Annotated in this window: 20 protein-coding genes; 7 read left to right on the plus strand and 13 right to left on the minus strand. The window is 69.1% G+C overall.

All coding sequences use genetic code 11. The features are described 5' to 3' along the window. The 4 genes from DFR39_RS00160 to DFR39_RS00175 all read right to left on the minus strand — a co-directional run bounded on the left by DFR39_RS00160 (position 1) and on the right by DFR39_RS00175 (position 8,476). Positions 1-1,704 (minus strand): alkaline phosphatase D family protein, encoded by a 1,704-nt coding sequence (locus DFR39_RS00160; protein ID WP_133601513.1) that lies wholly within the window; start codon positions 1,702-1,704, stop codon positions 1-3. Beyond that, a complete protein-coding gene (locus DFR39_RS00165; protein ID WP_133601514.1) occupies positions 1,701-5,780 on the minus strand; it encodes an alpha/beta fold hydrolase in 4,080 nt (1,359 codons plus the stop codon). The genes DFR39_RS00160 and DFR39_RS00165 overlap by 4 nt, the downstream gene beginning before the upstream one ends. Beyond that, positions 5,746-7,539 carry an ATP-binding response regulator gene (locus DFR39_RS00170; protein WP_133601515.1) on the minus strand — a complete coding sequence of 598 codons (1,794 nt, stop codon included), beginning with the start codon at positions 7,537-7,539 and terminating at the stop codon, positions 5,746-5,748. The genes DFR39_RS00165 and DFR39_RS00170 overlap by 35 nt, the downstream gene beginning before the upstream one ends. A 361-nt stretch (positions 7,540-7,900) precedes the next feature. After that, on the minus strand, positions 7,901-8,476 hold the full coding sequence (locus DFR39_RS00175; RefSeq protein WP_133601516.1) for an HD domain-containing protein: 576 nt from the start codon (positions 8,474-8,476) through the stop codon (positions 7,901-7,903). A 159-nt stretch (positions 8,477-8,635) separates the two neighbouring features. Between DFR39_RS00175 and DFR39_RS00180 the strand changes: the two genes are divergently transcribed. The 6 genes from DFR39_RS00180 (at position 8,636) to DFR39_RS00205 (ending at position 13,524) form a co-directional block, all read left to right on the plus strand. Beyond that, a complete protein-coding gene (locus tag DFR39_RS00180) occupies positions 8,636-9,181 on the plus strand; it encodes a cytochrome b (protein ID WP_133601517.1) in 546 nt (181 codons plus the stop codon). A gap of 34 nt (positions 9,182-9,215) precedes the next feature. Beyond that, a complete protein-coding gene (locus tag DFR39_RS00185) occupies positions 9,216-9,773 on the plus strand; it encodes a YceI family protein (RefSeq protein WP_133601518.1) in 558 nt (185 codons plus the stop codon). A 62-nt stretch (positions 9,774-9,835) separates the two neighbouring features. Further along, a complete protein-coding gene (locus DFR39_RS00190) occupies positions 9,836-10,405 on the plus strand; it encodes a YceI family protein (RefSeq protein WP_133601519.1) in 570 nt (189 codons plus the stop codon). Positions 10,406-10,824: 419 nt separating this feature from the next. After that, positions 10,825-12,231 (plus strand): sensor histidine kinase, encoded by a 1,407-nt coding sequence (locus tag DFR39_RS00195; RefSeq protein WP_133601520.1) that lies wholly within the window; start codon positions 10,825-10,827, stop codon positions 12,229-12,231. After that, complete coding sequence (locus tag DFR39_RS00200) at positions 12,228-12,647, plus strand: hypothetical protein (RefSeq protein ID WP_133601521.1); 420 nt, start codon at positions 12,228-12,230, stop codon at positions 12,645-12,647. Before DFR39_RS00195 ends, DFR39_RS00200 begins: the two co-directional genes overlap by 4 nt. A gap of 22 nt (positions 12,648-12,669) precedes the next feature. After that, positions 12,670-13,524, plus strand: a complete 855-nt coding sequence (locus DFR39_RS00205; protein WP_133601522.1) for a LytR/AlgR family response regulator transcription factor — start codon at positions 12,670-12,672, stop codon at positions 13,522-13,524. 51 nt (positions 13,525-13,575) lie between these two features. Here the strand turns inward: DFR39_RS00205 and DFR39_RS00210 are convergent, their stop codons facing one another. After that, positions 13,576-14,202: a PEP-CTERM sorting domain-containing protein gene (locus tag DFR39_RS00210; RefSeq protein ID WP_246030672.1), complete on the minus strand. Its 627-nt coding sequence runs from the start codon at positions 14,200-14,202 to the stop codon at positions 13,576-13,578. A gap of 268 nt (positions 14,203-14,470) precedes the next feature. Next, positions 14,471-15,010 carry a redox-sensitive transcriptional activator SoxR gene (gene soxR, locus DFR39_RS00215; protein ID WP_133601524.1) on the minus strand — a complete coding sequence of 180 codons (540 nt, stop codon included), beginning with the start codon at positions 15,008-15,010 and terminating at the stop codon, positions 14,471-14,473. Positions 15,011-15,084: 74 nt separating this feature from the next. Here soxR and DFR39_RS00220 point away from each other — a divergent pair, with 74 nt between their 5' ends. Next, a complete protein-coding gene (locus DFR39_RS00220; RefSeq protein WP_133601525.1) occupies positions 15,085-16,170 on the plus strand; it encodes a questin oxidase family protein in 1,086 nt (361 codons plus the stop codon). A 10-nt stretch (positions 16,171-16,180) separates the two neighbouring features. On the opposite strand, the gene DFR39_RS00225 is transcribed toward DFR39_RS00220, so the two are convergent. The 7 genes from DFR39_RS00225 to DFR39_RS00255 form a co-directional block, all read right to left on the minus strand. Further along, a complete protein-coding gene (locus DFR39_RS00225) occupies positions 16,181-16,861 on the minus strand; it encodes a lysoplasmalogenase (protein WP_133601526.1) in 681 nt (226 codons plus the stop codon). A gap of 161 nt (positions 16,862-17,022) precedes the next feature. Further along, positions 17,023-18,600, minus strand: a complete 1,578-nt coding sequence (locus tag DFR39_RS00230; protein ID WP_133601527.1) for an ABC transporter substrate-binding protein — start codon at positions 18,598-18,600, stop codon at positions 17,023-17,025. A gap of 120 nt (positions 18,601-18,720) precedes the next feature. Next, a complete protein-coding gene (alaC, locus tag DFR39_RS00235) occupies positions 18,721-19,932 on the minus strand; it encodes an alanine transaminase (RefSeq protein ID WP_133601528.1) in 1,212 nt (403 codons plus the stop codon). A 91-nt stretch (positions 19,933-20,023) separates the two neighbouring features. Continuing rightward, positions 20,024-21,931 (minus strand): putative bifunctional diguanylate cyclase/phosphodiesterase, encoded by a 1,908-nt coding sequence (locus tag DFR39_RS00240; protein WP_133601529.1) that lies wholly within the window; start codon positions 21,929-21,931, stop codon positions 20,024-20,026. A gap of 8 nt (positions 21,932-21,939) precedes the next feature. Then, positions 21,940-22,452 (minus strand): YfiR family protein, encoded by a 513-nt coding sequence (locus tag DFR39_RS00245; protein WP_211343760.1) that lies wholly within the window; start codon positions 22,450-22,452, stop codon positions 21,940-21,942. A gap of 37 nt (positions 22,453-22,489) precedes the next feature. Then, positions 22,490-24,403: a TonB-dependent receptor plug domain-containing protein gene (locus DFR39_RS00250; protein WP_246030673.1), complete on the minus strand. Its 1,914-nt coding sequence runs from the start codon at positions 24,401-24,403 to the stop codon at positions 22,490-22,492. Between the two features lie 160 nt (positions 24,404-24,563). Beyond that, positions 24,564-26,663, minus strand: coding sequence for an ATP-dependent helicase (locus tag DFR39_RS00255; protein ID WP_133601532.1), 2,100 nt, complete (start codon positions 26,661-26,663; stop codon positions 24,564-24,566). Positions 26,664-26,710: the final 47 nt, after the last annotated feature.

Below are 26,710 nucleotides of genomic sequence, written 5' to 3' on the forward strand. Positions count from 1 at the left end.
TCAGCCCTGCCCGCCGCCCAGCGGGAACTCGCCATCGGGCGCCGGCCACTGCGCCTCGTCGGCGCCGGCCAGGGCCTGGTGCAGCGCTCGCCCGGCACGGTCGAACCACAGGCGCAGGCGTGAGCCGTCCGGGTCCAGGCGCAGATGGGCAAAACCATCGCCCGGCGCGTCATGCCAAGCGCTCACGGTGCAGCGCAAGACCTGGCCCCCGGGCGCCTGAAACTCGAAGCTTTCGGGAGCGGCAAAGTCCTCGGCGCGGGTCACGGCAAAAGGCCAGGGTGCGTACAGGGCCGAGCTGTGGATGCTGACGAGTCGCACCGCAGGCCCGCTGCCATCCACCGGCGCGATCTCGGCGCGCACATAGCCGGAGCGGTGCTCGTCGCCCGACAGCAGCACCACGTCCTGGGCCCGCTGCGTCCACAGCGTGCCCAGCAGCCAGTGCAGGCTGGCGGGATAGCCGTCCCAGGCATCGGAGCGCAGGGCGCTGGCGGCATGGGCCCGGGTGGCGCGGCGCCGCGGCAGCGGCAAAGAGCCGCTGAGCACAAAGCGCGGCCGGCCGGCGCGGGCCTGCAGCCAGGCCTCGAAGGCCTGGCGCTGGCAGGCGGACAGCATCTGGGCCTGGTCCAGGCGCGCCACATGGCGCGGCTCGCGCTCCGTGCGGGCATCGGCCACGAAGAAGGCCGCGCCGCGCCAGTCGAAGCGGTGCCAGAAATGCTCCAGCACGCCCTCGCGCTCGCCCGCCTCCCAGCGTGCCGCCCAGGCCGCGGCCAGGGCCGCATCGACCAGGGGGCCGCGGCGCTGACCGCCGGGCGCGCTCGGGTCGGCCACGGGCTCCCAGTTGTCCACGATCTCGTGGTCGTCCGGTGCGTGCACGATGCGCGCCAGGCTGGGCGGCAGATGGCGCGGCAGACCGGCCTTGAACTGCTGGTAGGGCCGCGCATAGCGGTCCACGCTGTTGCGGCCATCGGCCAGGCCGCCGGTGGCATCGGCATAGATCTGGTCGCCGGCCAGCAGCAGCAGGGAGGTCTGGCGCCCCGCCGCGCTGGCGCGGGTGAAGGCCAGCAGGCGCGCCAGCGCGGCCTGGCCCGGGCCGGCGCGCGCGGGGTCGCGCTCGGCGCCGGGGCTCACGTCCAGCATCTGCGGCGGGTACTGGCAGGCGGCCAGCACAAAACCCAGGCCCTCGCCGGGGCGGGCCGCGGTCTCGTCCTCGGGCGGCAGGGGCGTGAAGGCATGGCGCAGCTGCAGCGGGTCCTGGGCCAGGGCGGTGGCCAGGGCGGCGTCCAGCGTGGTCTCGCCGGCCTGGCCCTCGCGCTGCTGCTGGGCCAGATCGGCGTAGACAAACAGGCAGAGCAGGCCGCAGGCCTGGCCGCTGACCGGGTCCTGCAGCGGCGGGAACCAGGCCGCCGGCAGCGCGCCGCGCAGCGCATCGCCGGGCAGGCGGCTCACATCGGCATGCTCGAAGGGCTGCAGATGGAGCTGCTGGCTCAGGGGCAGATCGGCGCGCAGCGGGGTGATGGCGCCGCCCTGCTCGTCCTCGGCCATGCGCACCGGCAGCCAGGCCCAGTGGCGCGGCCAGCCGCGCTCGGGGCGCAGGGCGGTGAGCACGCGCACCTCGTCCACGCCCTCCGGCGAGAGGGCGCGCGCGCGCTCCACCCGGTGCAGGGGCGGGAAGACGCTGCAGAGCTCGGCCAGCAGGCGCTTCATGGCTGCTCCTCCAGCAGGAAGGCGATCACGTCCTTGAACACCACGTCCTGGATGTCGTGGCCGATCAGGCAGTCCTGGTGCCCATGGCCGTGCACGATCTTGTGGCGGTAGCGGCCCGGGGCCACGCGCTCGTAGAGGTCGCGCGTGAGCTCCCCGCTCTCGGACTGGCACAGGCCGTTGTCCTGCCCGTGCACCGAGAGCACCGGAAAGGCCTGCAGCTGGGCCAGGCTCTTGGCCATATCGTCCAGGTAGAGGCTGGCACCGCGCCAGTCGCTGATCTCGTGCTGGCGCGCGAAGTGGATGGCCTGGGCCACGGTGTCCATATTGAGCGGCCCGAAATGATCGTCGATGAAATCGAACACCGGCGGGGCCACGTTCTTGATCGCGAAGTCGCGGCCATAGAGCAGGTCCATGCGGTGGCGGGTGGCGGTCCAGGGCGTCTTGCGGATGCTGGGGAAGGGCGGGTTCTCGATGTCGAACTCCTCGTCCGGATAGGGCAGGCTGGCCAGCAGGCGGTCGATCAGCTGGTCCAGCAGGCCCAGGGGCTCACTCTGGGCGCCGCCGGGGCGGAAGCTGTAATCCTCCAGCGGCAGATAGGGCCGCAGCCACTGCATCAGATAGGCCCGCAAGGTGTTGGTGGGCGAGTAGATCATCAACGGCGTGACCTGGGAGATCACCAGGCGGCGGATGCGCCGCTGCTTCATCAGCTTCTCGCGCAGCGGGAAGAAATGCTCGCAGCGCTGGGCCTGGGGCTGGAGCAGGGCCATGTGCAGCATCGCCGAGCCCATGCAGTGGGCCAGCACATCCAGATTCGCGCGGCCGGTGGCGCGCAGCACCTCATCCACGGCCACCGGGATGTCGTTGAGCGCGCATTCCTCGAAGGTCCAGGGCAGGCGCGCGGTGGGCAGGCCGGCGCTGGTGCGCATGTCCAGCACCCAGATGTCGAAGCCCGCGTCCCAAAGCAGCTTGGCCGGGCCGGGCTGCACCGAGTGGTGGGAAAAGGTGGTGCCGCTGGCGCTGTAGCCATGGATCATCAGCAGGGGCTGGCCATGGGCGCCCGCGCGGGCGCGGTAGCGCGTGAGGCGGATCATCACCGGCCTGTCGTCGTCCTTGCGCAGCTGGCGGTTCACCGGCTCGCGCGAGGCGCCGGCCTCGCCCCAGCGGCCGGTGGCGATCTCGCTGATCTCGGGCTCGGGCAGGCCGGGCACGGCCTCGGGCAGGCGCTTGATCTCGCGCGGCGGCGCGGCATCGGGCTTGCGGAAGGTCCAGACATGGACCTGGATCATCAGGCGCAGCAGATAGGCCAGCAGGGAGCCGATATCGCGGATGGCACTGGGCAGGTCCTGGGCCTGGGTGATGCGCAGCAGGGGCTGGCGCTGGCGCTCCAGATCGAAGAGATCCAGCTCCAGCTCGGGGCCTTCGCCACCCTTCATATCGTCCAGCGGCTCGAAGGGCCCATCCTCCAGGCGGATGCGGCTGAGCTGCTTCCAGGGATTGCCGCGCCGCGTGTAGCTGATGCGCTTGAAGCCCTTGAGCTGCAGGCCATCCAGCTGCGCGCCGCAGGCGCCCGGGCCCTGGCCCGCGCCCACGCGCATCTCGTATTCCATCAGCCGGATCTGGCCGCCATGGCTGGCCAGGGCCAGGGCATTGCGGGCGCGCGAGAGCACGGTCTGCCAGGCCGAGGGCGCGCCGGGCTTGGGCGCCTCGCTGCCATGCAGATGGGCGATGGCGGCCTGCCAGCTGTCGCGCCAGCCGCGGTTGCGAAACCAGGCCCAGAGCGCGCGGCGCTGGCGCTGGCCGGGGCGGCTGGGCGCGCGGTGGAAGACCGCCAGCCGCGCCTGGCTCAGCGGCGCCACCCAGAGCGCATCGGCATCGGCGCGCTCGGCATGCATCCAGAGCTTGCCCTGGCCGCGCGCGCTGCCGGCCTTGACCACCATCCAGCGGCCCGGCGCATCGGGATCGGGCTGGGCCTCGAAGAGGCGCAGCCGGCACTGGGGCCCGCCCAGCAGATGGCGCTGCGGCCCGGCCAGCAGCAGCTCGCGCACAGGCTTGGGCTGGTAGACAAAGCTCAGCTCCAGATAGCGCGGCGCGCCGTCCAGGCGCACAAAGCCGCCCAGACGCTCGCGAATCTCCACCACGGTGGGCTGCTGCGGCTCCACGCGCTGCGGATCCACCCGCCGATAGACCGGGCGCGGGCCCGGCGGGGGCAGGGCTGCGTTAGGCGCGTCGCGCAGGCCCCAGTGGCGCTGCAGACCGTCCAGGGCCCGCAGGGCCAAGGCGGTGATGGTGAGCGCCGGGTTGATGCCCAGGGCCGTGGGCAGGATGGCGCCGTCCAGCACCGCCAGACCGGGGTAGACCTGATCGCCCGCACGAGCGCTGAAGACCTGACCCCATTCATTGACCACGCCGCGCGCCGCATCGTCGGCCATGGCGCAGCCGCCCAGGGGATGGACGGTGATCATGGGGCCACGCTGGTCGCCCAGCAGGAATTCCATCTCGGCCGGCAGCAGGCGCCACAGCGGATTGGCCAGCAGGCGCGCGCCCTGCCCCTGCAGGCGCTGGGCCAGCCAGTCATGGCGGCGCTGCACCTCGGGGTCCTGGCGGGCGGCGGGCCAGTCCACGGCCAGGCAGCCGGGCTCCTGCGCGTCGGCCGCGTCCTCATCGTCCAGCGCCGGCATCAAGAGGCGGCCCTGGGCCGCGTCACGGCCCATGATGGCCACCGGCAGCAGATGGGCGCCGCGCGCGGGGCGCACGCTCAGCGGGTCCTCAAAGTCCTCGCCGCCCAGGTGCTCGCTGTGATCCGGCCGGGCCAGGGCGTCCAGGGACTCGGCCAGGGCAAAGCTCTCCTCCAGGCTCCAGCGCAGGCCGGCGGGGATGCCCAGGTCCTGCACCACAAAGCCGCCGGCCTCCCGCGCATCCAGCATGGCGGTGATGGTGGGGCCCACCTGGCGGGCCGCCGGGGCCAGGGCCTCGTCGGCCAGGGCGTTCAGGGCCTGGGGCGCGTCCAGGCCCAGGGCGATCACATCGCCATTGCCGCTGAACTGATGGCCCAGGCGGTCGGACAGGGGCAGGCCACCCGCGCGTGAACGCAGCAGGATCTCGGTGCTGCCCAGGCTGCCGGCCGCCAGCAGCACCTGGCGGGCGCGCAGGCGCAGAGGCTTGTGGGGCTCGCGCGCGTGCAGCAGCTCGTCGGTGTAGCGCAGCAGCAGGTCCCAGCCCTCGCCCTCGCCGGCGCGCTGCTCCAGGCGCAGGGCCGTGGCCCCCGTCACCAGGCGCACGCCGCGCTGGTGCGCCTGCAGCAGCAGATTGGTATCCAGCGACTGCTTGGCCCCATGGTTGCAGCCGGTGGCGCAGTCGCCGCAGGCGATGCAGCGCGACAGATCCAGGCCCGCCGGGCTGCGCGGCTGGGCGTCCAGGGCCACGGTGATGGGCACGCTGCGGGCGCGCTGCGGGTCCAGCTCGCGCAAGAAACGGGCGCGGCGCGGCGTGTAGCTGTCCAGGCGCTCGATGGTGTTGGGCGCACCGCTGGCATCCAGGCTGCCCAGGGCGCGGCCGGCGCGCTCGTACCAGGCGGCCATCTGGCCAGGGTCGCGGCGCAGGCCCTCGGGCCAGGCGCCGCCGGCAAAGACTTCGGGGCGGGCCGGCTCCATCACGCCGGCATTGATCAGGGAGCCGCCGCCCAGGCCGCTGGCCAGGGCCACGCACATGTCCGGGCCCACACGGAAGTCGAACAGCGACTCGCGGTAGCCGCTCACGCTGGCGCTGCCCGCCGCGGCAAAGCGCACATGGCCGGGCAGATCGGCCATGCGCTCGGGGAAAGAGCCTGGGAGGTACTCGCGGCCGCGCTCCAGCACCGCGATGCGCAAGACCTGGCCCTCGGGCCCGCGGCAGCGCGAGAAATGCTCCGCCGCGGCGGCACCGCCGTAGCCGCTGCCCACGATCAGGATGTCGAACTCGGTATCGCCCGCGGCCAGCAGGGCCTCCAGGGGCTCGGACAGCCAGCGCAGGGCCAGCTCCGGTGGGGCCGATGAGGCCTGATGTTCAGCCGATGCTGCCGGCTTCTCCCCGCATGACATGTTTGACACTCCCTCGTTCCGCGATGGCGGCTTGCATGGCCGCCACCAGTTGTTCTGCCGAGACCGGCTTGTGCAGCAGGGTCAGGCCGGCCTCATGGGCCTCGCGCAGGCGCTCGGGCGCCGTGTCGCCGCTGATCAGCACCGCGGGCAGCCGCGGATGGGCGGAGCGCAGGGAGCGCAGCGCCGCCAGGCCGTCGTCCGCCCCGCGCAGGCGCATATCGCAAAGCACGATGTCCGGCGCGCGGGTCAGGCCCTTGACCATGGCCTCGCGGGTGCTGCCGGCCAGATCCACCTCGCAGCCATAGGCGGCCAGCAGGGTCTGCATGGCGCCGCGCACCTGGTCCTCATCGTCGATCACCAGCACGCGCAGGCGGCTCAGCAGCAGGGTCGCGTCATCCTGCTCCGGCGTCTGCACCGCCTGCCGGGACTCGGCGGCCGTGATGCTCAGGCTGAAACAGGAGCCCACACCGGCCTCGGACTCCATCTCCAGATGCAGATCCAGCAAGTCCACCAGACGGCTGACGATGGACAGGCCCAGGCCCAGGCCCTTGGCCCGGTCGCGCTCGGGATTGCCGATTTGGTAGAACTCCTCGAAGACCCGCGCCTGCTCCTCCTCGGCAATGCCGATGCCGGTGTCGCGCACCTGCACCCGCCAGACCTCACCCTGGCGCTGGGCATTGATGTAGACGGCGCCCTGCTGGGTGTACTTGATCGCGTTGTCGATCAGATTGCGCACCACGCGCTCCAGCAGCACCGGGTCGCTCTCTACCCAGGCCTGGGGTGGACAGTCCAGATAGATGCTCAGCCCCTTGCCCTGGGCCGCGGGCAGAAACTCCTGCTGCAGGCGCGAAAGCCAGCCGGCGAGTGAGAAGCTCTCGTTGCTGACCGGCACCACCTGCGCGTCCAGCTTGGAGATGTCCAGCAGGGCATCCATCTGCGAGGACAGGGAGCGCACGGCCAGATTCATATTGCGCGCGATCTCGGCGCTGGCCGGATCCAGAGGCCGCATATGCAGGGCCGCCCCCAGCAGGGACAGGGTGTGCATGGGCTGGCGCAAGTCGTGGCTGGCCGAGGCAAAGAAGCGGGTCTTGGCCTGTATGGCCGACTCGGCCTGGTTCAGGGCCAGGCGCAGCTGCTGGTTGCTCTTGAGCTGCTGGGCGCGGATATTGACCGACTCCACGAACACCCGCCAGGTGTCGCGCGCCAGGCTGCTCAGAATCCAGGCGAATCCCAGGATCAGCACGCCCAGCACCAGCTCGATCCAGGTGACCTCGTGCACCCCGGCGGCGCCACTCATCCAGGCCGCGGCATTGGCCAGGGACACGGGCGCCAGAAAGGCCTGGAACACGGGCCGATTGCCCGCCGTGGTGGCCACCGCCCCGGCCGCCAAGCCCAGCAGCAGGATGGTGTGCACCATGCGCTGGTAGTCGTTGAGGTAGGGCGTGAACAGCAGGGACAGGGCAAACACCAGGCCGTTGAGGGCACTCAGGGCCACCGCCACCTGCAGGCGCCGGCGCAGGGTGAGCGACTCCATGTCCGGCAGCCGACCCAGCAGCCACCAGCGCAGGGCCAGGACGCCAAACACCAGGGCCACCCAGCCGCCGCTGAGCCAAGGGGAGATCCGGTCACCGGCCATCAGGGCGATGACCACCGCGCTCAGACCGACCGGATAGGGCACGCGCCGGCCCTGCTTGGCCAGCAACTGCAGCAGGGCGACGTCGACCTCGCCCTGCTCGGTGCGACGCTCAGCGCTGAGCATGGCGCAGCGCCCTCACCGCAAAGCCCCTGGGCCTCTCATTCCCGATACGCTGCGCACTCATGCCTGAACCTCGGGGCCACGGTCGTCGCCGTCACCTCAACAATGTGCATTTTTGTAAAGCGCGAACCATACCACTCCAAGGCAGGCCCGCCAGCGAGGCTCAGGCGCACAGCGTCGGCAGCGTGGAAAAAACTATGCCGGCAGGCAAATCCTTGCGGATTTGCCATGCCGGCATAGCACTCCTCCCCTTGACCGCTACGCTGAGGTCCAGGCAGCGCATCGGTCGAAAAGCAGTATCGGAGTCCGCACTCACGGCCGCCATCCCCCTCAAGTGGGAGATGCCGGCCACGCGGGCCGGTGCTCAGGCAATCGCCACACGCCGGGGGCGGCGCATACGCGCCAGCTCATCCTCGACAAGGACCAGGTAGTAGCCCAGCGGCGGCGTGCGCTTGCCCGGCACCTTGGCCAGATCGTCCCAGCGCCGCAGCTGCAGTGCGGCGCTGGCGTGGGGATGGGCCATGAACACCAGCTGCTCCTCCGGCTTCATGCTCCCGCCCTGCAAGGCCAGGCTATGGCGCGAGGCCGGGGACAGCCCGCTCTCATAGCCGGGGTCGGTGCTCACTAGGTAGCGCTTGGCCTGCACATGCAGGCGTATGGGTTCCAGCACATCGGGCCCCAGGCCCGCCGCCAGCAGGGGCAAGGCCAGTTGTTCGTGGCGATCGTCCCGCAGCGGGTCCTGAGGCCCGCCATCCATCAGCTGTCCCAGATCGTGCAAGAGCGCCGCGACGACCAGGCTGTTGTCCGCATGCGCCCATTCGGCGAGCTGGGCGCATTGCAGCGCATGCTCCAGGGCGCTCACGCCCTCACGGCGCTCCCCCTCGTAGCGGCAGGCGCCGCGGCGCGCAAACAGCGCATCGATCTTGGAGACCAGGTCCATGGCGCTCGTCCTCTTTCACTGAAGGACTTGATATCTTGGGTGGCGCCCATGACCCGTGCATGACGGTCCAAGGCCGCCCTCGGTCATTCAAATTCTGTGAATCATGGACTCAAGCCCCCTGAACCGCCGGCCGGGAGGTGGCATGCACACTGCTTCACCATGACGCCCAGCCCCCGCCACCGTTACGACCTGCTCAGCATCGCCCTGCATTGGCTGATGGCCCTGGCCATCATCGGCCTGCTGGGGGTGGGCCTCTATATGGTGAGCCTGCCCTTCTCCATGAGTCGGCTCAAGCTCTACAACTGGCACAAGTGGGCGGGCATGACGGTGCTGGCCCTGGCCGCCCTGCGTCTGCTCTGGAGCCTGCGGCGCCTGGCGCCGGCCGCGGCGCCGGGTCCGCGCTGGCAACAAGTGGCCGCGCATGCGGTGCACGGCCTGCTCTACCTCTTCTTCTTTGCCGTGCCGCTGGCGGGCTGGACTTACAGCTCGGCGGCCGGTTTCCCCATCGTCTGGTTCGGACTGCTGCCGCTGCCCGACCTGGTCGCGCCCGATCCGGCCCTGGCCGAGACGCTCAAGGCCACGCACCGCTGGCTGGCCTATGGCCTGGCAGCCGTCGTGGCCGCCCATGTGGCGGCCGCCCTCAAGCATCAGTTCGTGGACCGCGACCGCCTGCTGGCCCGCATGTGGCCCGGCCGCGGCGCCTGAACCCCGCCCTATTTCGACACAAGGACCGTCTGACATGCGCCGTCTTGCCCTCACGACCACCCTGCTGCTTGCCGCCCTGGGCGCCCAAGCCCAGGCCCAGTTCCAGCCGGCCCAGAGCGAGCTGAGCTTCACCAGCCGCCAGATGGGCGTGCCGGTGGATGGCCGCTTCAAGCGCTTTGAGGCCCAGCTGAACCTGGACCCCAAGAAGCCTGAGGCCGGCAAGGTGGCCTTCAACATCGATCTGGCCAGTGTCAGCCTGCCCGCACCCGAGCTGGACGCCGAGCTGGCCAAGCCCGCCTGGTTCGACAGCAAGAAGCTGCCCCAGGCCCAGTTCCAGAGCACGGCCATCAAGGCCACGGGCCCGGGCAAGTTCGAGGTCAGCGGCAAGCTCAGCATCAAGGGCCAGACCCGCGACATCAGCGTGCCCGTGGCCCTGAGTCAGGCGGGTGGCCTGTCCACCGCCACCGGCGGCTTTGTGCTCAAGCGCCTGGAATTCAAGATCGGCGACGGCGAATGGGCCGACACCTCCATGGTCGCCAACGATGTGCAGGTCAAGTTCAAGCTGGTCTTCAAGGGCCTGGCCGCACTCTGACCTAGGCCCCAACGCTTGCCCCTCCCGCTTTCCAACCACCCTCTCGCAGACAGGAACCACCGATGAAGAAGACCCTGATCGCCGCCCTCACCCTGGCCGCGGCCTCCTTCGCCCAGGCGCAGTCCGCCAGCTACGCGATCGACCCCACCCACACCTTCGTGACCTACGAGATCAGCCACTTCGGCACCTCGACCAACCGCGGCCGCTTCGACAAGAAGGAAGGCACCGTGACCCTGGACAAGGCCGCCAAGACCGGCAAGGTGGAAATCACCTTCGACATCGCCTCGGTCAACACCGGCGTGGGCCCCATGGACGCCCATCTGAAGGGCGATGACTTCTTTGCCGCCGCCAAGTTCCCCACCGCCAAGTTTGTGGGCGACAAGTTCGTCTTCAATGGCGACAAGGTGACCGAGGTGAGCGGCCAGCTGACCCTGAAGGACAAGACCCACCCGGTCACCCTCAAGGCCACGCAGTTCAACTGCTACCAGAACCCCATGTTCAAGCGCGAGGTCTGCGGCGGCGACTTCGAGGCCACCATCGACCGTACCCAATGGGGCATCGACTACGGCCTGGCCTGGGGCTTCCCCAAGAACGTCAAGCTGGTGATCCAGGTCGAGGCCGTGCGTCAATAAGGCCCGCAACGGTAGCGACTGCTTACAAAGCGGGCGCCAATCCCGCTAATTAGGGAGAGGCCTCGGACCGACTCAGGACCTATGATGCACCGCAGCATAGGGAGAGATTCGTGTTCCAACAACGCAGTGTGCAACTCGCAATGGCCTTGCTGCTCTTGCTGATCCTCTGGCTCCAATCCTGGGGCTGAGCCGCCGCTACAACACCCCCACAAAGCCTCGCGACGCGGGGCTTTTTTCATGGTCCGGCGCCCCGCTGGCCGCACGCATGCCGGCCGGCGCAGGCTCGCGGGCGGCCGGGCGCGACGCACCGCCTGTCGCGGGGCTGTGCAGCTGGGCGCCCCATCGCTGCAGTGTGTCGCGAGACCATGTGACAGCCAGTCCGGCTTGCGTACAGTGCGCAGCATCCAAAAGGTCCTCCCATGAATGCCCCCGCACCCACCTCCCCCACGCTCTACGCCCGCTGGCAGGCGCTCAGCGCCGCCCTCGTCCGGGGCTTTCACGCCTATGCCAACTGGCTGGTGGGACTCAGCTGGAAGCGCTTCGTGCTGCTGTCCGTGCTGCTGCTGGTTGGCGCCAATGTGCTCGAAAGCCTGCCGCCCTTCACCTGGCGGATCACCGAGCATGTCGAGGAGAAGGCGCCGCGCAAACCGCAGGAACTCAAGCCGGCCAAGCCGGTCAAGCCGCTTGAACCCGCCAAGCCCGCGCCCAGCGGCGAGGGCGTGCGCTACGAAGTGACCATCGACGAGCGCGGCGTCCGCATCATCCCGCGCGAGATCGGCAAGCCCGCCCCCGCCGCCTCGGCTGCATCGGCGCCAGCCTCGGGCGCCGCCGAGGACCGCCGCCTCCCCGCCATCGACATCCGCCTGCCCGACAGCGTCAAGCCCGAGGAAGTGCGCGAGGCCGTGGCCGAGGCCCGTCGCACCCTGGAGGAGGCGGCCCGCGACGCCGAGCAAGCCATCCGCGACGCCGAGCAGGCCAGGCTCGACGCGATCGAGGCAATGCGCGTTCATGAGCGGGAAGCGGCGGAGGAACCCCGGATGCGGATCCGGGTGGTGCGCCTGGGCGACTTCCTGATCGACCTGGCGGTGTTCTTCGTTGTCGCATCCGCCATCATCAAGATCACCTACAAGGGCCGCATCCAGGCCGAGGTCAAGGCCGCCCAGGCCACCGAGACCGCCGAGGCCGAGTCGCTCAAGCGCCAGGTGGTGGAGGCGCGCATGGCCGCCATGCAGGCCCAGGTGGAGCCACACTTCCTGTTCAATACCCTGGCGTCCATCGACCACCTGATCGAGGTGGACCCGCCGCGCGCCTCCCAGATGCAGAAGAACCTGATCGCCCTGCTGCGCGCCTCCATGCCCAGCATGCGCGAGGCCAATGCCAACGGCGGACGCGATCTGGGCCGCGAGCTGGCTGTGATCCGGCCCTATCTGGAAATCCTCAAGGTCCGCATGGAAGAACGCTTGCAGACCGAGATCGATGTGCCCCAGGGCCTGCTCTCGGCCGAGTTCCCGCAGATGATGATCCAGAGCCTGGTGGAGAACGCCATCAAGCACGGCCTGGAGCCCAAGGCCGAAGGCGGCAGCCTCAAGGTCAAGGCCGAGATCGTGCATGGCAAGCTGGCCGTCACCGTGGCCGATACCGGCCTGGGCTTTGGCCGCGCGGCCACCGCCGGCACGGGCGTGGGTCTGGCGAATATCCGCGAGCGCCTGAGCCTGCTCTACGGCAGCAAGGCCAGCGTGACCATCAAGGAGAACCAGCCCTGCGGCACCGCCGTCACCATCACCGTGCCCTATCGCAGCCGCGAAGAAGAGGAGACCCTCGTATGAAGACGTTCTTCAAGATCCTGCTTAGCCTGAGCCTGCTGCTGGCCGTGCTGGCCCTGGCCGGCGGGTTTGCGGTCTGGCAGGAGTTGGCCAGCCACCCCGAGGTGCAGATCAGCGTCAATGGCGAGACCCTGCCCCTGCACGAGCTGCACGCCATGCACTGGAGTGGCCTGGTGCTGGGCGGGCTGATCACCGGTTTTGTGCTGCTCCTCGTGCTGCCGCTGGCCCTGCTGCTGGGCCTGGGCCTGCCCATGCTGATCGTCGCCAGCGTGCTGGGCCTGGGCCTGCTGGCCTTGGTGGGCGTGGGCGGACTGCTGCTCTCGCCCCTGCTGCTGCTGGGCCTGCCGCTGTGGCTGCTGCTGCGCGACCGTCGCCCCGCCCCGGAAAAACCCCAGGCCGCCACGGCCACCCAGGCCTGAAGGCCGGACTAGCATTGCGCCCATGAACGACATCACCGCCCCCCGCTCCCAGCCCGTCCGCGCCGTGCTGGCCGACGACGAACGCCTGATGCGCGAGCAGCTGCGCAGCCGCCTCACCGAGGTCTGGCCCGAGCTGCAGATCGTGGCCGAGGCCAAGAACGGGCTGGAGGCCGTGGATCTGGTGCGGGAGCACAAGCCGGATCTGGTCTTCCTGGACATCCGCATGCCCGGCCTCACCGGCGTGGATGCGGCACGCCAGATCGCCCAGCTGCCCGGCGAGGGGGATGACGATGAATGGCTGGTGCCCGAGATCGTCTTCATCACCGCCTACGACCAGTACGCGGTGGAAGCCTTCGAACAGGGCGTGGCCGACTATGTGCTCAAGCCCGCCGAACGCGAGCGCCTGCAAGTCACGGTCCAGCGCATCAAGAAGCGCCTGGCCCAGCGACAGGACGCCGATGCTGCGCCCGAGGCCGGGGGCGGACCCGCCGCCCCGCTGCAGCAGCTGCTGCACAAGCTCTCGGCCCAGCTCAATCCCGGCGGCAAGCCGGCTTACCTGCAGTGGATACAGGCCACCGTGGGTCAGGCCATCCAGATGATCCCCGTGGAAGAGGTGCTCTTCTTCATCAGCGACGAGAAGTACACCCGGGTGCAGACGGCCACGCTGGAAGCCCTGATCCGCAAGCCTATCAAGGAACTGGTGGACGAACTGGACCCACAGCTCTTCTGGCAGATCCACCGCTCCACCCTGGTCAACGTCAAGGCCATCGCGGGCGTGACGCGCGATTTCCGCGGCCGCCAGCTGGTGGGCGTGAAGGGCCTGAGCGAGAAGCTGGAAGTCAGCCGCAGCTACACGCACCTGTTCAAAGGCATGTGAGCGCCGTGGCGTGCTGCCGCGTCCGCTAGTTGGCCCTTGGCACGTTCAGGATCACTGTGCCGCTTGACGGCGCCGCAGCTGCCAGCCCCCAAGCACCAGGAGGCCCAAGACCATCAGAGCCCAGCTTTCGGGCTCGGGAATCGGTGCAGCCACAGGCATCACGCTGATGGCGTCCAAAGAGCTGCCAGCCCCATCAGACAGCCCTGTCGCCGAAAGCTTCAGCAGCGTACTGCTCTCGGTGGCCTGAAAGCGCGTGGTGAATATCTTCCACACGTGCTCGCCCGTGGGGTTGAAGGGCAGCTGGGGTACGGCACCCGTCCTTGATCCTGCGCTCCAGTCCAGCGACCAACCCAAGCCATTGCTGTTCGCGGGGAAGGCCGGTCGATTGGCATAGGCAAAGCTGAGCTCGTACCACTGCCCCGCCGTGGTGCTCAAGCTCTGGGAAATCCAGCTGTTGCCACCAAAGGCGTCCAGTTCCGCAAAGACCTTGCCGTCATAGGCAGAGCCCACAACTTTGTTGCGAAGCTCAAGTCCATTGCTGCCCAGAGTCCAGGGCCCGAGCGTCGCTTGTCGAACAATCGTGTACGTGCCATCCGCCAGCACAGTGCTCTCAAAGCTGCCATCCTGGACAAGATTCATGGCGTGCGCAGCATGCAGGGACGACAAACACAGCACCACGCCAATCAAAACACTCTTCATGATGTGAACTCCCTAAGTTGAGCTCCGCCCAGCGCAAAAGACCCAGGACAGAGCAGACGGGCCCGACTGCGAGCCGCAGCCAGTATCCGAATCCATCCTAGAAACGCTTTCGAGGAACAACTCTTAAGCATTGTTAAATGCCCCCCGCAGGCGGGACAGTCGTCAAGTTGCTGAGGTCAAGACCGCTGTCGCTGCCGCTCGCACCCGGCAAGACCTGATTTGAGCTGTCGCAACGTACCCGCTGAGCTCAGCCCGACACCGGCTTGTCACCCAACAGATAGCGCGGGCCACTCCCCCTCAGCGAGGCTCGGTCCAAAGGGTTGTAGAGCCGACAAGACTTCAGCGACAGGCAGCCGCAGCCAATGCAGGCGCCGAGCTGGTCGCGCAGGCGGGTCAGTGCGGCAATGCGCGCATCGAGCAGCGGCGCCCAGCCGGCGGACAGACGCTGCCAATCGGCCTTGGTGGGCGTGCGCCCCTCGGGCAAGGAGGCCAGCGCGGCAGCAATCTCATCCAGCGCCAGGCCCACGGCTTGCGCGGCGCGGATGAAGCCGACGCGTCGCAGGACATGGCGCGGATACTGGCGCCGGCCCGCGGCACTGCGTCCGCCGGCGATCAGGCCGCGTTCCTCGTAGAAGCGCAGTGCGCTGGCGGGCACGCCGGAGCGCCGCGCCAGTTCGCCGATGGCGATCCAGGCATCGCTACCGCCGTCCTTGGCCCCGACCTCCTCCGCCGCACCACTGCGGACGCCCTTGTGGCCCGCACCTGGCCCCGAGATGGATTTGCTCATCACCCGCTTGACATCAAGTTAACTTGAACTTTTATTGTCCGGCACCTGATCCACTTCGTCAACACGAGGCCATCATGCTGAACCCGACAAGCGAGACAAAGACGACAGCCGCGGCCGACGCTGCGCCCACCGCTAGCAGCCGCGCGCACGCGTCCGGCCCCGGCGACAGCGCCGCCACCCTCCTGGCGCTGTTGGATGAGGGGCTGGCGCTGTGGCCCGAATACCGCGCACAGCTCAGCTCGCACCTGCCGATGGCGCTGGACGCGCTGCAGCAGCTGGGCGCGAGCAGCCAGCGGCTGCGCGAGTTCCAGCGCCACTATGCCCTGCGTTTGCGGCCCGTGCCTGAGCATGCAAGGGACGCGCACCGCCCCGAATGCATGGGGCGCATTGAAGACTACCCGCAGTGGTTCGCCCACTACCGCGCCGCCCTGGCCGCGCGAGGCCGGGATGGGCTGCTGCGCGCCGAGCTGCCCGTGCTGATGCCCGGTGTCAGCGCCGTGGCCTTCCATGGCCTGATCCGCACCGGACACGCGCTACGCCATGGCCATCAGGGCGAGCTGGCCGCCGCGCTGGCCTACTGGGCAAGCCGCTACCAGCCCCTGCCTGCGCCCACCGACATGCGTCCCATGACCCTCACCGACTGGCTTGCCGCACTCAGGGCGCTGCCCGGCGCCGAGGCGATGCCACAGCGCGGACTGATCGCCGAGCGCATGGCCGACTGGGGCTTGCGCGCCGACTGGCGGGCGCTTGCCGGACGGCTGCCCGATGCTGAGCTGCCCGCGCTGGCACGCGGCGCCGCCGCGCTCTATGCCGCGACTGCCAGCTTCACAGTGCTGCACCTGATCACCGCCAGCGCCGCACTGCGCGCGCTGCAGCCCTGGCTGGACGGCGAGCCGGGATCAGCACGGCAGTTCATCCACGCCGCCGCCGCTGCACTGATGGCCAGCGGCGCGGTCCAGGCCACGGCGGCATTGCCGGCGGGGGACGAGGCCGTCCTGCCCGATTGGCCCCGACTCGCCGCAGACGCCATCGCACAGCACGACGATCATGTGATCAAGCTGGTGGCCGCCTGCCGTGCACACGCGGCGGCCGACCCCGCGCCGGTATGGCAGGCAGCCGCCGCAAGGGCATTGCAGCCCAAGACGCCGCAGGCACCGTGAGACGTCAATCTCAGCGGGCTGCCGCTGGCTCGCGCGGCAGCAGCCAGCTCGCAATGCACCATTGCGCCGCCCAGTAGCTCGCCAACACCCAGAGCGCGGCCGCGGGCAGGGGGCCGGCGAATTTGTTGGTGGCCAGCAGCGCGTCCGAGAGCACGAAGAGCAGGCCGCCCAGGGCCAGGCGGCGGCCATGCGCCGCACCGCCGCGCCACAGCACGGCCGCCTGCGCGCCCATGGCGGCCAGGCACAGCACATAGGCGATCACCGGCAGGCGCAGCCCGGCGGGCACGCCGGGCCAGAGCTGGCTCAGCACCGCAGCGGCCAGCAGGGCGTAGAACACAAAGGCCGGCGGCCAGGCCGCCAGGCGGCGCAGCCGGGTGAAGGCGCGCAGATAGGCCAGATGCGCCAGCAGAAAGCTCAGCAGGCCGACGATGAAGAAGCCCTCGCCCGGCCACATCAGGGCCACATCCCCGGCCAGCGAGGCCAGCAGACCGCCCAGCACCCAGGGTCGGGCCGGGGCCTGCTGCGCATCGGCCCGGCCGCGCGGCCAGGCATAGGCCAGGATCAGCATCGTGGTCAGCGGCTTGCTGATCCACAGCAGCCAGGCCTGGCCCGTGAGGCTGGCAAAAATGGCAAAGGCCGCGCTGCAGAAGGTCAGCGCGGCCAGCAGAACGGTGGAGGGAGCAAAGGCCATGGCGGCGCATCTTGGCAGAAGCGCCGCCCTCCCCACCCTAGCAATCACCCCAGGCCAGACCTGGCCCTCGGGTGTTGACCGAGCGGGCAGCGCCGATCCGGCTTTGCCGGGCGGACGCTGCCGCCCCCTTGAGGGGGCCGGCGAAGCCGGTAGGGGGTGAGTCAATCAATACGGATCCAGCGCACATCGATGTGGTTGTTGGCGCGGTGCACCACCTGCACATTGCTGCGCGCGGCCCAGGGGATGACCTGGTGGTGCAGGGGGATCACCGCCACATCGTCCTGCACGATCTTCAGCGCCTCGCGCAGCTGGCCGCGGCGCTTGGCCACATCGCCTTCCACCTTGGCGGCGTCGATCAGGGCGTCCAGCTTGGGGTTGGCGTAGCGGCCGTAGTTCCAGCTGCCATCGGCCCCAACCGGGCTGTGCACCAGGGCTTGCAGGGAGTAGAGCGCGTCAAAAGTGGCCACGCCCCAGCCCAGCAGATGCAGATTGCTTTCCTTGCGCTGCAGCTTGGGGAAGTAGACGCTGGAGCCCTGGCTCACCAGCTTGGCCTGCACGCCCGCCTTGGCCCACATGGCGGTCAGGGCCTTGCAGATTTCCTCGTCATTGACGTAGCGGTCATTCGGGCAGTCCAGCTGTACGGAGAAGCCCTCGGGGTAGCCGGCTTCGGTCAGCAAGGCCTTGGCGCGGGCCAGGTCGAAGGGCAGGCGGCGGTCGCCCTCGGCCGTCCAGCCGTCGGCCTGGGGCGCGACCAGAGAGCCGGCCGGCTGCGCGAGGCCGCGCATGGTCACGCGCTTGAGCGTCTCGATATCGATGGCCTGGTACAGGGCCTGGCGCACGCGCAGATCCTTGAAGGGATTGCGGCCCTTGATATTGCTGCTGGAGAGTTCATCGCTGGCCTGGTCCAGGCCCAGGAAGATGGTGCGGAACTCGGCGCCCTCGATGATCTTCACGCCCGGGGTGTTGCGCAGCTTGGGCACGTCCTGCGGCGCGGGGTCGAGCACGAAGTCCAGCTCGCCCGAGAGCAGGGCCGCCAGGCGGGTGGCGTCGGAGCCGATGGGCGTGTAGACGATCTGGCTCACATTGCCCTGCAGCTTGCCCCACCAGTTCGGGTTCAGCGTCAGCTCGGTCTTGACGCCGGGCTGGCTGCTCTTGAGCACAAAGGGGCCGGTGCCGTTGGCATTGCGCACCGCATAGGTCTCTTCCTTCTGCGCGAAGTTCTGCGGCTGCTCGATCTTGTGCTTGGTCGCCCAGGCCTTGGACATGATGCGCACGCCGGTGATCTGGCGCAGCAGCACCGGATTGGGCGCCGAGAGCTGGATCTCCACGCTGGAGGGCGAGAGCTTCTTCACGCCCGTCACGCCCTGCAGCAGCACCTTGAAGTTGGAGCTGGGCGCCAGGGCGCGCTCGAAGGAGAAGACCACATCATCGGCTGTCAGCGGCGTGCCGTCGTGGAACTTGACATTGGGCCGCAGCTCGAAGCGCCAGCGCGTGGGCTCCACCTGGGTCCATTTGGAGGCCAGGGCCGGCTCGATGGTGAAGGCCTGGTCGTAGGCCACCAGGCCTTCGTAGACAAAGGCGTTGAACTGGTTGTTCAGCGCGCTGTTGTAGGCATGGGGGTCGAAGCTCTGCACATCGCCCTGGCTGGACCAGCGCAGGGGCTTGGCCTGCACGACGGCGGCCGTGCCCGACAGGGCCAGCAGGGCGGCGATGGCAAGGGTACGCAAGGGGCGTGGCATGGGGTGACCTGCTAGTGGAAAACCCTGAATACTGCCCGCTTCCGCGGGGGCGGGCAAATACCCAATCCCCATAAGCTTCTGCCGGGCCGGGTCACACCCGGCCCGCTGGCCCTGCGGGGGTCAGGCCTTGATCAGCCCGTCCGCCTTGAACATGGCCTTGATGCCGCGCACCGCCTGGCGGATGCGCGACTCGTTCTCGATCAGGGCGAAGCGCACATGGCCGTCGCCATGGTCGCCAAAGCCGATGCCCGGCGAGACGCAGACCTTGGCCTTCTCCAGCAGCTGGCGCGCGAACTCCAGCGAGCCCAGGGCGCGGTAGGGCTCGGGAATGGGTGCCCAGATGTACATGCTGGCCCTGGGCAGGTCCACGGCCCAGCCGGCCTCGTTGAGGCCCTTGTGCAGCACATCGCGGCGGCGCTGGTAGCTGGCGGCAATTTCTCGAACGCAGTGCTGATCCCCCTCCAGCGCGGCGATGGCCGCCACCTGCAGGGGCGTGAAGGTGCCGTAGTCGTGATAGCTCTTGATGCGGGCCAGCGCGGCCACCAGATCGGCATTGCCCACCATGAAGCCCACGCGCCAGCCGGCCATGTTGTAGCTCTTGCTCAGGGTGAAGAACTCCACCGCCACGTCCTTGGCGCCGGGCACCTGCATGATGGACGGGGCCTGGTAGCCGTCGAACACGATGTCGGCATAAGCCAGATCGTGCACCACCAGGATGTCGTGCTTCTTGGCCAGGGCCACCACGCGCTCGAAGAAGGCGAGGTCCACGCATTGCGCGGTCGGGTTTGAGGGGAAGCCGAAGACCATCATCTTGGGCTTGGGATAGCTGCCGCGTATGGTCTTTTCCAGCTCGGTGAAGAAGTCCACCTCGCTGCTCACCGGGATGGCGCGGATATCGGCCCCGGCGATCACGGCGCCATAGATGTGGATGGGGTAGCTGGGGTCGGGCACCAGCACCGTGTCGCCGCGGTCCAGCGTGGCCAGCATCAAATGCGCCAGGCCCTCCTTGGAGCCTATGGTGACGATGGCCTCGCTGTCCGGATCGATGGCCACGCCATAGCGGCGCTCGTACCAGTGCGAGATGGCGCGGCGCAGGCGCGGGATGCCCTTGCTGGCCGAGTAGCCGTGGGTATCGGGCCGCTGCGCGACCTCAGTGAGCTTGGCGACGATGTGCGGCGGCGTGGCCCCGTCGGGGTTGCCCATGCTCATGTCGATGATGTCCTCGCCGCGTCGGCGCGCCGCCAGCTTGAGCTCGGCGGTGATGTTGAAGACGTAGGGAGGCAGGCGATCGATGCGCGCGAAGCGGCGCTTGCTGCCGGAGGCAGAAGTCATGGTGGTGTGTCTCACGTAAGCGCCCGGAACCGTCCGAGCGACGTGGCCGGCAATGGCGCCGGACCGGCTTCGATGCTAGCGCATCCGGACCTCAGGCCGGCGGCGGCGTCTCATACCAGGCTTGCTGGGCCTGCACCCTGGCGCGTTCGCCGGCCTGCTGCAAGCGCAGCAGGGCCAGGGCCTGCTGCGGTGTCAGCGGCCGGGAGAGACCGAAACCCTGGAGCAGATCGCAGCCCAGGGCCGCCAGACAGTCGTGGTCGGCCTCGTTCTCCACGCCCTCGGCCACCACCTGCATGTGCATGGCATGGGCCACGCCGGCGATCGCACCCACCAGGGTTTGCGCATCCCGATGCCGGGCGACTTCATTGACAAAGACCCGGTCGATCTTGAGCTTGCGACAGCGCAGACGGCGCAGATAGGACAGGGAGCTGTAGCCGGTGCCGAAGTCATCAATGGCCAAGACATAGCCGCGCTTTTGCAGCAGGGACACCATGGACTCTTCGCTGCCCAGATCCTCGAACAGCGCCCCCTCGGTGAGCTCGAACTCCACCGCCTCCGGCCCCAGCCCCAGGATCTCCAGGGTCGCCAGAAAGCGCTCGCGCTGTTGCGGGCGCCGGCACTGGCGCGACGAGAGGTTGAGGGCCACCGGTGGGCAGACCTGCCCCTGGGATAGCCAGTGCTGCCTATCCCGGGCCAGGGTTTGCAGCAGACACAGGCCCATCTCGTCGATCAAGCCGCCGGCCTCGGCCACGGGCACAAACTCGGCCGGTGAGACCGCCCCCCGCTGGGCATGCCGCCAACGTGCCAGGCCCTCGAAGGCCTGGATGCGCCCCTGCACATCGAAGAGCGGCTGGTAGGCCAGCTGCAGATCGCCATGACGCAAGGCCTCGCTGAGATCCAGCTCCAGGCGGTGACGCGCCCGCAGGGACTCGCCCAGCTCCTGGGTGAACAGCTGATAGCCATCCTTGCCCTGCCGCTTGGCCTGGTACATGGCGCTATCGGCCAGCTGCATGGCCTCCTCGGCCCCACTGGCATGCAGGGGCAGCAGCGCCACCCCCACGGAGACACGCACCCGCAGGGACTCGCCCAGCACATCCTCCACCGGCTGAGCCAGGCACTGAACCAGACGCGCGGCGGTGCGGGTGGCCAGCGCCACATCCACGGGCGAGCGCAAGAGCAGGGCGAACTCGTCGCCGGCCAGGCGGGCCGCCAGATCGCCCGGACGCAGCAGCTCGCGCAAGCGCTGGGCCACCGCCCTCAGCACTTGATCACCGGCGGCATGCCCGTGGTCATCGTTGATCTGCTTGAAATTGTCCAGATCGATGAAGAGCAGGGCCGAGGGCTGGCCACGGTCGCGCGCCAGCTCAGCCGCATCCTCCAGGGCCAGGCGCAGGCTTTCGCGATTGGGCAGATCGGTCAGCGCATCGTGCAGGGCCAGGTATTGCATGCGGCGCGCCGCATCGCGCATGCGCGCGCGGAGCTCACGCGAAGCCAGCCAGGCCAGCCCCAGAGCCGAGACCAGCAGCGCCAGCGAGGTGCCGACAAAACGCGCCAGATCCTGCCACAGCCTCACCCGGCTGGCATGCAGCAGGAGCTCGCCCACCTCCTCGCCACCCGCCACCACCGGCACACGCACCCGATCCACCCCGGCCCACTGGAAGAACAGGCCCACCCCCTCGTCGCGACTGCGGGTATAGGCCGCCAGAACCAGCCGCGCCTTGTCGAGCAGCAGCGCCTGCTGAATGTCTTCCGAGCTGCGCAGCGCCGCCAGGATCTCGCGCGCATCCTCGGCATTGTCGAAAAGCACGGCCGCCGCCGCGGTATCCGCCACGATGCGGGCATTCGTCTGCAGATCCTGGGAAAACCGGCGGTCCAGCTGGACATACTGGGCCAGCGCCAGCAGGATCGAGAACAGGATCAGGGCCGCCAGGGCCAGCAGGGCCTCGCGCTGCTCCATCAGGACCTGCTGCAACCAGCTGGGCTTGCGAGGCGCCGCCATATCCGGACTCAGCCCTTCTTCACGAAACGCGCCAGGCGCAACAGCTTGGCGCTGATGTCCAAACCGGCACGCCGCGTGGCGTCCAGGCCCACGTCAAAGACCACGCGTCCCTCCTCGACCTGCAGACTGAGCATGAGCCCGCGCTCCAGCATGCCCGGAGATTCCGTGACCCACAGCGTGGCGGGCTGGGCGGGCAGCGGCAGTTGGGCTTCACCAACCAGCACCACATGGCAGGCCGCGAACTGACGCGGCCGGACCGCCCGCACCTGCAAGGCATGCCGCCCCAGGGCCTGGCCATCCAGGCCGCGCAGCTCCTGGGCCAGGGCGGAGTCCTCGGCCAGGCAGAGCTGCAGAGGCTGCCCATCGGACAAGCCACCGGGAGGCCACTCCACAAAGCGCAGCGCCTTGACCAGCACCTGGGCCTTGAGCCGGGCTTCGCTATCGCCCTGGGCCCAGACGGCACCCAGCGCAGCCACGCAGGCCAGCGCCACGACCCCGCGCCGGACTCGGCGGGTGCTCATGGCAGAGGCCTGGTCGGACATGGCGGGCTCCTGCGCGCTAGAACATCAGCTGCCAGTCCAGCCGCAGACTGCGCCGCTCCTGCGGCAGCCGCTGCAGGGCTTCGCTTTCCGATCCGGCGGGGTCCCAGAAGCGGCGATCGCCCAGATTCTTGACACGCAGTGCCAGCACCTGCCCGCGCCAGCCGGTGTAGCGCAGCAGGGCATTGGCGCTGAGGTAGCCGGGCACCTCATCCACGCGGCCCTGGCGCCGCGTCATGGCCTGGGCCTCCAGGCCCAGGGACCATTGGGGTGCCAGCGGCGCAATCAGATGGCCCTTGAGCAGCCAGCGCGGCGAGTTGCTCAGGCGCTGGCCGGCGGCCCGCGCATCCACCAGGGAGAGGTCGGCCCGCCATTGCCAGTCCCCGGCCAGGCGCTGCTCCAGCCCCAGGTCCAGGCCCCGGGTGCGCACGCGAGACAGGTTCTCGTAGCGCCCCACCCCGCCGGCCTCGGGCACCCTCATCTCGATCATGCCGCGCAGCTCGGTGTGATAGACATGCAACGTCAAGGCGGTGCGGGCGTCCAGGCTCCGCTCCCAGGCCAGCTCCAGGGTGTTCAGATGCTCAGGCCCGAGTTCCGGATGGGCCCGCTGAGACACCTCGTCGGCATAGAAGCGCTCGGCCAGATTGGGAACCCGGAAGGCCCGGCTCGCCATCAGCTTGATGGCCTCACCGGGCCGAGGGCGATAAATCAGGGCGAGGCGTGGGGACCACTCGGCGCGATAGCTCTTGATGGCATCCAGCCGCAGGCCGCTGCTCAGCTGCCAGGTCTCGGACAGGCGCCACTGGTCCTGCAGATACAGGCCCAGCCCCTGCATGGACTCGCGGCTGTCCAGAACCAGCCGGTAGGGCTGCTCGTCGAAGTTGCGCTGCATGCCTCGGGGCACCACACGCGCATCCAGGCCCAGCATCACATCATGGTTGAGCCAGCCCCGCCACTGCAGCCTGGCGTCCATGCTGAACCAATGGCTACGGGCCTCGTCGCGGTTGACCCATCCCTCGCCCAGGACATAGCGGCCATCAAAGCTGCTGCGCGCCAGGCCCAGGCGCAGGCTGCGACGGAGCTCGCGGCTCCAGCCTTCGTCGTAGCCCAGCTCGGCATAGGCGTAGCCGTCCCGGTAACGGGTGCCGGGCTGGCCGGGCACGGTGCCATAGGGTGCCGTGGCCACATCCTTGTCGCGCTGCATGGCCGAGACGCTGGCACGCCAGGCGCCCCAGCGGTACTTGGCAAACAGGCTGGCGTACTCGCTGCCGTCCAGCCCGCTCAGGCGTGGCGAGGGCAGCCCCAGCTCGGGCAGTTCCAGGGATTCGCCGGCGCTGCGCCAGAGGTTCAGGCCCACGAAGAGGTCGCCGCCGCCTTCCTGCTTGCTCCCGTACTGGGCCATGAGCCGGCGCGTGCCGAAGCTGCCGGCCGAGCCCAGCAAGCGCAGGCCCGGCGCGTCCGCGCCGTCCATGGTCACCAGATTGACCACGCCCAGCAGGGCGTTGCCGCCATAGACCGAGGAGCTGGGGCCATGGACCAGCTCCACACGCTTGACCCATTCCGCCACCAGGGGGAACTCCTGGCCGGGCAGGGCCTGGTCGTACAAGGCATCGTTGACGCGGAAACCGTCGATGGCCATCAGCAGGCGCGCGTTGTAGTCGCCCGAGCGGCTGAAGCCTCGCAAGCCCACGCTGCTGTACTGCCGCGTGTCGCCGATATAGACCCCTGGCAGGCGGCCCATCATCTCGCCCACGGTGGCATGGCCCAGCAGCTCAGACTCGCGGCGCCCGATCACGCTCACGGCCGCCGGCGCATCCAGCAGGCTCTGCGCATAGCGGGACGGCCCTTCAACCGCCCGCTGCAAGAGCTGCTCCAGCTCCTCGCTCTCCTGAGCCCCGGCGTGGCCGCCAGCCGCGCAGAAAACGCCGGCCATCACGGCGGCCAGCCCTGTCCTGCCCGCTGACCTCTTGGCCGCCGCCCTCACGCCACTGTGTTTGCACCACCGCATAGCGCCATGCTAAGCCTGCCCGGCGCGTGCGCGCCATGCACTTGGCGCGAATACATCGCCCGCGAGGAGCAATGCCGCACAAAACTCAGCGCTCGGGATCTTTTTGCTGCGCTGCCGCAGTGGCCGCCGCCCGGGCCGCCAGCTGCTCGCGCATGCGCTTGAGCTTCTCGCGCGGGTCTTCCTTGGGGCCGTCACCCTCACCCAGCTTCATCTCGTTGATGAAGCGGCTGGGCACGCCCATCACGGTCTCGCGGCCCTTCTTGCGGCGCCGCAGGGTGGAGACGGCCAGGGTCTTGCGCGCGCGGGTGATGCCCACATACATCAGGCGGCGCTCTTCCTCCAGGCGCTGGGGCGTCATGTCCTCATCATCGGCCTTGAAGGGCAGCAGGCCCTCGTTGACGCCGGCCAGGAAAACATGGGGCCACTCCAGGCCCTTGCTGGCGTGCAGGGTGGTCAGTACCACCTGGTCCTGCTCGTCGCCGCGCTCGGCCAGGGAGAGGATGACGCTGATGGTCTGCGCCACCTCCAGCACCGACTTCTTGGGCTCCTCGAAGGTGGCGCCGCCGTCCTGGGTGATCTCGCCGCCGCAGCGCTTGGCCACCCAGTCGATGAAGTCCAGCACATTGCCCCAGCGGGCCGTGGCCACCTTCTCGTTTTCTTCGCTGTCCAGCAGATGCTGCTCGTAGCCGATGTCCGAGAGCCACTCCATCAGCAAGGCCTTGGCCTCCTCGGCCCCCACGGCGTGGCGGGCGCGGTACTCCAGCTCGTTCAGATAGCGGCCGAATTCGTGCAGGGAGCCAATGGCCTTGGCCGAGAGCACGGTGCCCAGGCTTTCGGCGAACAGGGCCTCGAACATGCTGCACTTCCAGCGGCCCGAGAACTGGCTCAGCGCCGCCAGGGTCTGGTGGCCGATGCCGCGCTTGGGCGTGGTGACGGCGCGCAGGAAGGCGGGGTCGTCGTCCTGGTTCACCAAGAGGCGCAGCCAGGCGCAGAGGTCCTTGATCTCGGCGCGGTCGAAGAAGCTCTGGCCGCCCGAGACCTTGTAGGGGATCTGGGCGCGGCGCAGGGCCTGCTCGAACATGCGGGCCTGGTGGTTGGCGCGGTAGAGGATGGCGAAGTCGCTGAAGTTCACCGCCGCCACGCCATCGCCGCCGCCACTGACCGTGCCGCCATTGGCGCGTATGGCCTGGATGCGGGCCACGGCGCGCTCGGCCTCATGCTCCTCGCCGTCGCTCTCGATCAGGCTGACCGGCTCGCCCTCGCCAAACTCGCTCCACAAGGTCTTGGGAAAGAGCTTGGGGTTGGAGCCGATCACATTGTTGGCCGCACGCAGAATCGCGCCGGTGGAGCGGTAGTTCTGCTCCAGCGGAATGACCTTCAGATTCGGATAGTCCAGCGGCAGGCGCTTGAGGTTCTCGATGGTGGCGCCACGCCAGCCGTAGATGCTCTGGTCGTCATCGCCCACGGCGGTGAACATGCCGCGGTCCCCCACCAATTGCTTGAGCAGCTCGTACTGCACCGCATTGGTGTCCTGGTACTCGTCCACCAGCACATAGCGCAGGGTGTCCTGCCATTTTCCGCGCGCCTCGGCGTCGTCCTGGAACAGGCGCAGGGGCAGGGAGATCAGGTCGTCAAAGTCCACCGCCTGGTAGGCGGCCAGGCGCTCCTGGTAGCGCTCCATCACGATGGCGGCGGCGCGTTCATCGTCGTCCTTGGCCATGGCCAGGGCCTGGCGGGGCGTGAGGTTCTGGTTCTTCCACAGCGAGATGGTCCACTGCCAGCGCTGGGCCTGCTTGGCGTCCACGGTGCCGCCGGCATCGCGCAGCACGCCCAGCACATCGTCGCTGTCCAGGATGGAGAACTGCTCCTTCAGCCCCAGGCGTGAGCCCTCGCTGCGCAGGATGCGCACGCCCAGGGAGTGGAAGGTGGCGATCACCAGATCCTTGGCCGCGCGCGGACCGATCAGGTTCTTGGCGCGCTCGCGCATTTCCTGCGCGGCCTTGTTGGTGAAGGTGATGGCCGCGATGTTCTTGGCCTGATAGCCGGCCTGCAGCAGGCGCGCCAGCTTCTGCGTGATCACGCTGGTCTTGCCCGAGCCGGCACCCGCGATCACCAGGCAGGGTCCGTGCAGATGGTGGACCGCCTCGGACTGGGCGGGATTCAGGGAGTGAGAGGCTTTGGCCATGGCGGTTCGGGGAGCAAGGGGCGCATGATAGCGAGCCGCCTCGCCGC

Origin of the sequence: Roseateles asaccharophilus (assembly GCF_004362405.1) — a bacterium.
Lineage (GTDB): Bacteria > Pseudomonadota > Gammaproteobacteria > Burkholderiales > Burkholderiaceae_C > Kinneretia > Kinneretia asaccharophila.

What these genes read in the sequence shown, in the direction of transcription:
- DFR39_RS00180 (WP_133601517.1), top strand. Translation starts at nt 8,636, where the DNA reads ATGACGCCCAGCCCCCGCCACCGTTACGACCTGCTCAGCATCGCCCTG.
- DFR39_RS00195 (WP_133601520.1), top strand. Translation starts at nt 10,825, where the DNA reads ATGAATGCCCCCGCACCCACCTCCCCCACGCTCTACGCCCGCTGGCAG.
- DFR39_RS00220 (WP_133601525.1), top strand. Translation starts at nt 15,085, where the DNA reads ATGCTGAACCCGACAAGCGAGACAAAGACGACAGCCGCGGCCGACGCT.
- DFR39_RS00160 (WP_133601513.1), bottom strand. Translation starts at nt 1,704, where the DNA reads ATGAAGCGCCTGCTGGCCGAGCTCTGCAGCGTCTTCCCGCCCCTGCAC.
- DFR39_RS00200 (WP_133601521.1), top strand. Translation starts at nt 12,228, where the DNA reads ATGAAGACGTTCTTCAAGATCCTGCTTAGCCTGAGCCTGCTGCTGGCC.
- DFR39_RS00230 (WP_133601527.1), bottom strand. Translation starts at nt 18,600, where the DNA reads ATGCCACGCCCCTTGCGTACCCTTGCCATCGCCGCCCTGCTGGCCCTG.
- DFR39_RS00205 (WP_133601522.1), top strand. Translation starts at nt 12,670, where the DNA reads ATGAACGACATCACCGCCCCCCGCTCCCAGCCCGTCCGCGCCGTGCTG.
- DFR39_RS00170 (WP_133601515.1), bottom strand. Translation starts at nt 7,539, where the DNA reads ATGCTCAGCGCTGAGCGTCGCACCGAGCAGGGCGAGGTCGACGTCGCC.
- DFR39_RS00240 (WP_133601529.1), bottom strand. Translation starts at nt 21,931, where the DNA reads ATGGCGGCGCCTCGCAAGCCCAGCTGGTTGCAGCAGGTCCTGATGGAG.
- DFR39_RS00225 (WP_133601526.1), bottom strand. Translation starts at nt 16,861, where the DNA reads ATGGCCTTTGCTCCCTCCACCGTTCTGCTGGCCGCGCTGACCTTCTGC.
- DFR39_RS00175 (WP_133601516.1), bottom strand. Translation starts at nt 8,476, where the DNA reads ATGGACCTGGTCTCCAAGATCGATGCGCTGTTTGCGCGCCGCGGCGCC.
- DFR39_RS00250 (WP_246030673.1), bottom strand. Translation starts at nt 24,403, where the DNA reads ATGGCCGGCGTTTTCTGCGCGGCTGGCGGCCACGCCGGGGCTCAGGAG.
- DFR39_RS00190 (WP_133601519.1), top strand. Translation starts at nt 9,836, where the DNA reads ATGAAGAAGACCCTGATCGCCGCCCTCACCCTGGCCGCGGCCTCCTTC.
- DFR39_RS00185 (WP_133601518.1), top strand. Translation starts at nt 9,216, where the DNA reads ATGCGCCGTCTTGCCCTCACGACCACCCTGCTGCTTGCCGCCCTGGGC.
- soxR (WP_133601524.1), bottom strand. Translation starts at nt 15,010, where the DNA reads ATGAGCAAATCCATCTCGGGGCCAGGTGCGGGCCACAAGGGCGTCCGC.
- DFR39_RS00255 (WP_133601532.1), bottom strand. Translation starts at nt 26,663, where the DNA reads ATGGCCAAAGCCTCTCACTCCCTGAATCCCGCCCAGTCCGAGGCGGTC.
- DFR39_RS00245 (WP_211343760.1), bottom strand. Translation starts at nt 22,452, where the DNA reads ATGAGCACCCGCCGAGTCCGGCGCGGGGTCGTGGCGCTGGCCTGCGTG.
- DFR39_RS00165 (WP_133601514.1), bottom strand. Translation starts at nt 5,780, where the DNA reads ATGTCATGCGGGGAGAAGCCGGCAGCATCGGCTGAACATCAGGCCTCA.
- alaC (WP_133601528.1), bottom strand. Translation starts at nt 19,932, where the DNA reads ATGACTTCTGCCTCCGGCAGCAAGCGCCGCTTCGCGCGCATCGATCGC.